Origin of the sequence: Lactiplantibacillus fabifermentans DSM 21115, from assembly GCF_000498955.2 — a bacterium.
GTDB lineage: Bacteria > Bacillota > Bacilli > Lactobacillales > Lactobacillaceae > Lactiplantibacillus > Lactiplantibacillus fabifermentans.
Genome location: NZ_AYGX02000025.1, coordinates 1 through 307, shown reverse-complemented (window position 1 = coordinate 307; position 307 = coordinate 1). Strand labels below are relative to the sequence as shown.

Here is a 307-nt window from a genome sequence, read left to right as displayed (position 1 = left end):
CGTTCCTCGTTAGTTGGTTCCTTGACGATTATCATGATTAATCCTCTGGAATTAAATCAACATAGTCACCTTTAAACTTTGCATGAGAATAATCAATGCCGTGCTTATCAAGATATTTTTTGATGTCTGGGATTGTGTCATAAGCATCTGGCTTTTCTGGATCATCTGACCGGGTAAACATCTTGGAAAAATCATCTTCACTGTTTTCAGGTGCATGACTAATAAATTCTCGATTAGCTTTATAGTAAAACCCATTTGCATCTTTTTCTCCACGAGTACCTGTTGCATACGCAAGAAACAATCTGAT

Annotated in this window: 1 pseudogene; it reads right to left on the bottom strand. The window is 36.8% G+C overall.

Annotated elements, in window-relative coordinates:
• Positions 1-37: 37 nt before the first annotated feature.
• Positions 38-307: pseudogene (locus DY78_RS16330) on the bottom strand (hypothetical protein); the annotation flags it as partial.